Genomic DNA, 1,409 nt, shown 5'->3' with positions numbered 1-1,409 from the left:
TGGGACGAGATCGGCGGCTTCCAGGTCATCTACGAGGAGAACAACGACGACGACCCGACCGGCGTCGACGTGGACGACCTGCCCAACTCCGTCGTGACCGACGTCAAGTGGTCGACCTCCGGCTTCGACACCACCTACGTCTCCGGCGTCGCCGGCGGCCCGACCCGCAAGGGCTACGACTTCGCCGGCTGGTTCAAGGACGCGGGCCTCACCAACCCCTACGCCTCCGCAGAGGCGTACAAGGACCTCGTCGCCAGTACGTCCGTTACCAGCGTCACTCTCTACGCCAAGTGGGACGTCAAGCACTCTGACGCCGGCGTCGACTACAAGGTTGTCTACGAGGAGAACAACAACGACGATCCCTCCGGCGTCGACGTCGACGACCTGCCCAACTCCGTCGTCACCGTGGTCGACTGGCTCACCTCCGGCCTCGACACCACCTTCGTCTCCGGCGTCGCCGGCGGCCCGACCCGCCAGGGCTACGCCTTCGCCGGCTGGTTCAAGGACGCGGGTCTCACCCAGGCCCTCGCCTCGTCCGACACCTACGGTGGCATCGCCGGCGACGACACCGTCACCACCGTCACGCTGTACGCCAAGTGGGACGAGCTCGCCGACTTCATCATCCACTACGACGTGAACGGCGGCAACGTCGCCACCACGCCCGCCGACCGCACCGGCGTCGCCTGGACCGACGTCGACCTCAAGCCCGCGACCGCGCCGACCTTCGCCGGCAGGCACCTCGACGGCTACGGCTGGGCCTACAGGGACGCCGCGGGCAACCTCGTCGCGATCAGCGCCGCGACCGCCTACTCCGAGGCCTGGACCCTCGGCCAGGGCGCCGGCAAGGAGGTCACGCTCTACGCCCTCTGGGCCGACAACGTCTACACGCTCCACTACGACTCCAACGGCGGCCAGTACGCCGACGGCAGCACGGACGTCCCCGTGGTCGTCAAGTGGTCCGACAGCGGCTTCCTGACCGCCGCGCCCGCACCCACGCGCACCGGCTACGTCCTCAGGACCACCGGCGCCTGGAACGACAGGACCGACGGCCTGGGCACCGCGCTCGACGACATCATGGACTACGCGGCCCTCGCGGGCGGCAACGACACGGTCCTGGACGTCTACGTTTACGCCCAGTGGGATCCGATCACCTACGTCGTGAAGTTCAATTCCAACGACGCCGCGTATCCGACCGCCGAGGCCGCGACCGGCGCCATGGCCGACCAGACGTTCACCTACGACGTCTCCCAGGCCCTCGACCCCAATGCCTTCGCGCGCCGCGGCTACAGCTTCGCCGGCTGGAACACCGCGTCCGACGGCACGGGCATCGCGTACACCGACGCGCAGTCCGTCCTCAACCTCAGCTCCACCGACGGCGACCAGATCGAGCTCTTCGCGATCTGGGACGA

The 1,409-nt window shown here is 68.5% G+C and carries 1 protein-coding gene; it reads left to right on the top strand.

Annotated elements, in window-relative coordinates:
* The coding region (locus B5D13_RS08600; RefSeq protein ID WP_143327777.1) for an InlB B-repeat-containing protein at positions 1-1,409 on the top strand (1,409 nt) is incomplete at both ends.

Source organism: Olsenella sp. KH1P3 (assembly GCF_900167315.1).
GTDB lineage: Bacteria > Actinomycetota > Coriobacteriia > Coriobacteriales > Atopobiaceae > Olsenella_J > Olsenella_J umbonata_A.
Note: the sequence above shows the minus strand (reverse complement) of the source record. Positions and strands in the feature narration are given on the sequence as shown.